Source organism: uncultured Amaricoccus sp. (assembly GCF_937858865.1).
In the GTDB taxonomy this organism is placed as follows: domain Bacteria; phylum Pseudomonadota; class Alphaproteobacteria; order Rhodobacterales; family Rhodobacteraceae; genus Amaricoccus.
The window spans coordinates 1-4936 of the sequence record NZ_CALLYO010000072.1 but is presented as its reverse complement, the minus strand read 5'-3'; the positions used below and the strand labels follow the sequence as shown (position 1 = coordinate 4936).

Sequence of the window (4936 nt, the reverse complement as noted above, 5' to 3'; positions counted from 1 at the left end):
GCTTGAATCACAGAACACCCCAAACGGGAATCCCATTTATGGGTTCACGACCTAGACGAGCATCCGCGCGACCCGGGCGATTGTGCCGGAGACCAGCTCCGCCGCCCGCTCGCCGGTCGCCGCCTCGCCGTAGCAGCGGAGCTCGGGCGCGTTGCCGGACAGGCGCAGGTGCACGATCTCGCCCGAGGCGAGCCGCATCCGTACCCCGTCGAGCGTGTCGACTGCGGTGAGCTCGCCTTCGGCGAGGCCCGACAGCAGCGCCGTCGCCGCCGCCCGCGAACCGGCGAGCCCGTCGAGCAGGCGCCCCGCCGCCGCCACGTCCACCTCCTGCAGCCGCCCGCTGTCGGTCGCCCGCTCCGGCAGGTCGCCCGCCAGCGCGGAGAGCGTCCGCCCCTCGCGCGCCGCGGCGGCGAGGAGCGCCAGCGCCGGCACCATCGCGTCGCGCGTCGGCAGCGGCGCGAGGCGGCGGCCCTCCGGCGACACCGCCGTCCCGCCGAGCAGGAAGCCGCCGTTGGCCTCATAGCCTGAGACCAGCCGCGCCCCCTCCCGCTTCAGCCGCGCCATCCCCTCGATCACGTGCGGCGAGCCGATCCGGGTGCGGAGGACCCGCGCGAACCAGCCGGACGCCTCCAGCGCCGTGCTCGCGTTGAGCGGCGCGGCCACCGCATCGGCCCCGAGCAGCCTGGCCGCCAGCGCCCCGAGCGCATCGCCGCGCAGCACCCGCCCGGTCTCGTCGGCGACCAGCGGCCGGTCGCCGTCGCCGTCGGTCGACACCAGCGCCGCGAGCCCATGTTCGGCCACCCAATCCCGGATGCGCGCCGCCTGGTCGGGCGGGATCGCCTCGGTGTCGATCGGCACGAAGCTGTCGCTCCGCCCGAGCGGCACCACCTCCGCCCCGAGCCCGGCCAGCGCCGCCCGCATGTGCGCCCGCCCGGCGGCGCTGTGCTCGTAGAGCCCGACCCGCATCCCCCCGAGGCACCCCGCCCCGAAGAAGGCCACCGACCGCGCCACATAGCGCCGGCCCACCCCGGCATCGACCCGGACCCTGGCCGACCGCCCGCGGCCCTCGCGCCCCAGCGCCACGAGGATGCCTGCCTCGTCCTCCTTGCTGATCTCCTCGCCGCCCGGCCGGTAGAACTTCAGCCCGTTGCGGTCGAAGGGAATGTGGCTCCCGGTCACCATCACCGCCGCCGCCCGGCGCCGCCCGGCCTCGAGCGCCAGCGCCGGCGTCGGCACCACGCCGCACCCCACCGCGACCAGGCCCTCCGCCCGGATCGCCCGCCGGCAGGCCGCCGCGATCCGCGGCGAGCTCGGCCGGAGGTCGCGCCCGACCAGCACCTCGCGCGGCTCCGCGCCAGTGCCGCGCAGATGCGCGAGAAAGGCGCGCACATGCGCCTCGCAGACCGCATCGCCCATCTCCGCGACCAGCCCGCGCAACCCGCTCGTGCCGAACCTCAGCGCCACGCGGCGTCACCGGCGGCCGAAATCGTCCTCGATGCGGACGATATCGTCCTCGCCGAGATAGGTCCCGGTCTGCACCTCGACGATCTCGACCGGGATCTTCCCCGGATTGGCCAGCCGATGCGCGCAGCCCGAGGGCAGGTAGATCGACTCGTTCTCGTGCACCAGCAGCACCTCGCTGTCGCGGGTCACCTCCGCCGTCCCGCGCACCACCACCCAGTGCTCCGCCCGATGGTGATGCTTCTGCAAGGACAGCTTCTTGCCCGGCGCCACCACCAGCCGCTTCACCCGGAACCGCTCGCCGAGGTCCATCGTCTGGTACCAGCCCCACGGCCGATGCACCCGCGCCGGCGTCGAGGCCTCCTCCGCCCCCTGCGCCTCCAGGTCGGCGACGACGGCGCGCACCTCCTGCGCCCGCCCGATCGGCGCCACCAGCACCGCGTCCGGCGTGTCGACCACCGCGAGCCCGTCGACCCCGAGCACGCAGAGCAGCCGCCCGTCCGACCGCAGGTAGCTGTTGGTCACCTCGCGCGCATGCACCTTCCCCTCCCGCGCGACCCCCGCGTCGTCGCGCGGGCTGTGCTCCCAGACCGCCTTCCAGTCGCCGATGTCGGACCAGGCGAAGCCCGCCGGCAGCACCGCCGCCCGCGTCGTATGCTCCATCACCGCCCGGTCGAAGCTGATCCTCGGCGCCGCCGCGAAGGCCCGGCCGAGCCTCAGCATCCCGACATCGTCGGTCGCCTCGGCGAGCGCCATCCGCACCGCCTCGAGCGCCCTCGGCGCCAGCGCGCCGATCTCGCGCAGGCCGGCGTCCGCCCGGAAGCAGAAGATCCCCGCGTTCCAGAGGCACCCCCCGGCGATCAGCTCCGCCGCCAGCCCGGCCTCCGGCTTCTCGACGAAGCGCGCCACCGCGTTGCCGCCCGCGGCCAGCGCCTCGCCCGGGACGATGTAGCCGTAGGCCGTCGACGGCCCGGTCGGGGCGATCCCGAGCGTGACGATCCGCCCCTCCTCGGCCAGCCGCACCGCCGCCGCGGCGGCACCGGCGAAGGCGGCCGCGTCGGGAATGAGATGGTCGGACGGCATGATCATCACGATCGCCGCCGGATCGCGCCGCGCCGCGAGGCAGGCGGCCAGCGTCACCGCCGCCAGCGTGTCGCGCCCCTCGGGCTCCAGCGCGATCTCGACCTCGACCCCCGCCTGTTTCGCCTCCTCGGCGACGAGGAAGCGCGAGGCCTCCGCGCTGATCACGATCGGCGCCCCGAAGATCTCGTCGCTCAGCCGGCCGATGGTGCGCTGGAAGGGCGAGGCGCCGCCGATGATCGGCACGTGCTGCTTGGCGAAGTTCTTCCGCGAGACCGGCCAGAGCCGCGATCCGGAGCCGCCGCAGAGGATGGCGGGAATGACCAGGCCCTGCCGCAGCAGCGGCCCGCTTTCGCCGAGGGGAGAATAGGAGGTCATGCGGACAGTTCCCTCGATGTCGGTTAGCGCGCGGTAAATATCGAGGATACGCCTCGCCCCGATGGCCGGGAACCCAGCCCTTCAGGCGTGCCGCATCACCCTTTCGTCGGGTGCGAAGAAAGGGAAGCGGTTGCCCGCGCCCCCGAGCTTCAGCGTCCCGCCGGCCCGGACATCGCCCCGATCCAGCCGCCGTGGAAGGGATGATCGGCCGCGAGCGGCAGCGCGACCGGCTCGCCGGTCGTCGCCGAATAGTAGGCGGCCGTCAGCAGCTCCACCGCGCGCCGCGCGTCGTCGAGGGTGACCGGCAGCGGGCCGCCCGTCGTCAGCGCCGCGTGCAGCCGGTGGAACTGCCCGGCGAACCGCTCGGGCAGCGGCGAGAAGTCGGCGAGGGCTTCCGCGATCCGCTCCGCCGCGGCCGGGTCGTCGTCGGGGAAGGTCCAGGGATCGTGCCCCGGGCCGTAGGGGGAGAGACCGCTCTCGGCAACGAGGTCGTCGAAGACGAACCGCAGCCGCGACATCTCCTGCCGCGAGCCGAGCGTCACCGAGGAGGTGGCGAAGGCGCCCGAGGCGAACTCGAGCGACAGGACCGCCATGTCCTCGGTCTCGTTGCGGTTCAGCCGCCGCGAGGTCCGCGCGTGCACCGAGGCGATGGGGCCGAGCACCTCGCAGAGGATGTCGTGGATGTGGATCGCATGCGTCGTCAGGCAGCCGCCGAGCTCCCCCCGGAACGTCCCGCGCCAGGACGCCTGGGCGTAGTAGGCCGGCCCGCGCAGCCAGTGCGTCTCGGCCGTCGCCACCGAGGCCCGCCCGGCATAGCCCTTGCGCCTGAGGTGCGCGAGCTTCTGCAGCCCGTGCCCGAAGCGGTACTGGAAGATCGGGCAGGCGCGCCCGCGGGAGGCCGCCTCCGCCGCCGCCACGGCGTCCATCTCGGCGAGGCTCTTGCCGACCGGCTTCTCGATGACGACGTGCCGGCCCGACTCGAGCACCGCGATCGCCTGCGCATGGTGCAGCCCCGACGGGGTGCAGATGTCGACGAGATCGAGGTCCCGCTCGAGCAGGGCCTCGAGGCTGCCGACGACCACCGGAACCCCGAACCGCTCGGCCACGGCCTTGCCGCGGCCGGCGTCGATGTCGCAGAGCGCGGCGACCTCGTACATCTCCGGCAGCGCCTGGAAGGCCTCGATGTGCGACGCGCCGATCCCCGACCCGACGACCCCGACCCTGAGCTTCATGGCCGCGCTCCGCCGATCGGCACCGCGACCCGGTGCGCTTCGAGGGCGAGCTCCATGGCGAGGAAGCAGTGCGCCTGCGCCATCGCCGTCTCGGTGCGGTTCAGCACGTCGTCGCGCAGCTTCGCCCCATAGTCGAGCACGGTCTCCGAGCAATCCACGTAGCGCGTCCCCTTCTGGTCGGTCAGGAACAGATGGTCGCCGCCCGGGCGCCCCTCGGTGTCCATGTACTTGCGCAGCTCGATGTTGCCGGCGGTCCCCATCAGGAAGAGCCGTCCGTCCCCCCAGGCCGGGGAGCCGTCCGCCGTCAGCCAGTCGACCCGGATGAAGCCCGTCGCCCGGTCCGAGGCGACGACCGCATGGCCGTAGTCGTTCCACCCCTTCCGCTCCGGGCTGGCGAAATTCGTCTCCACGCTCTGCAGGATGCGCGCCGCCGTCGAGCCGGTGAAGTGCAGGAACTGCTCGAACTGGTGCGAGGCGATGTCGACGAGGATATGGCCGCCCCGCTCGCTGTCCCAGAACCAGTCGGGCCGCGGATTGAGCCCGATCCGGTGCGGACCGAGCCCGACCGTGTTCACCACCCGCCCGATCGCCCCCTCCGCCACCAGGCGCGAGGCGGCGACCGTCGCCTTCTGCAGGAAATGCTCGGAATAGCAGACCGACCAGATCCGCCCGGTCTCCGCCTGCACCCGGCGGATCTCGGCGAGCTGCGCCTCCGTCGTGCAGCCCGGCTTGTCGACCATCACGTCCTTGCCGGCGCGCATCGCGCGCAGCGCCATCGCCGCCCG

Annotated in this window: 4 protein-coding genes; all 4 read right to left on the bottom strand. The window is 73.7% G+C overall.

All coding sequences use genetic code 11. The features are described 5' to 3' along the window. Positions 1-51: 51 nt before the first annotated feature. Positions 52-1464, bottom strand: a complete 1413-nt coding sequence (locus Q0112_RS01880) for a phosphomannomutase (protein ID WP_297970630.1) — start codon at positions 1462-1464, stop codon at positions 52-54. Positions 1465-1470: 6 nt separating this feature from the next. Next, positions 1471-2919, bottom strand: a complete 1449-nt coding sequence (locus Q0112_RS01875) for a mannose-1-phosphate guanylyltransferase/mannose-6-phosphate isomerase (RefSeq protein ID WP_297970627.1) — start codon at positions 2917-2919, stop codon at positions 1471-1473. 149 nt (positions 2920-3068) lie between these two features. Then, a complete protein-coding gene (locus tag Q0112_RS01870) occupies positions 3069-4151 on the bottom strand; it encodes a Gfo/Idh/MocA family oxidoreductase (RefSeq protein WP_297970624.1) in 1083 nt (360 codons plus the stop codon). After that, the coding region (locus Q0112_RS01865) for a gfo/Idh/MocA family oxidoreductase (protein WP_297970621.1) at positions 4148-4936 on the bottom strand (789 nt) is incomplete at its 5' end. The genes Q0112_RS01865 and Q0112_RS01870, both read right to left, overlap by 4 nt.

Bases quoted from the DNA above. Each gene is read 5' to 3' on its own strand.
- Q0112_RS01875 (WP_297970627.1), bottom strand. From the start codon at position 2,919: ATGACCTCCTATTCTCCCCTCGGCGAAAGCGGGCCGCTGCTGCGGCAG.
- Q0112_RS01870 (WP_297970624.1), bottom strand. From the start codon at position 4,151: ATGAAGCTCAGGGTCGGGGTCGTCGGGTCGGGGATCGGCGCGTCGCAC.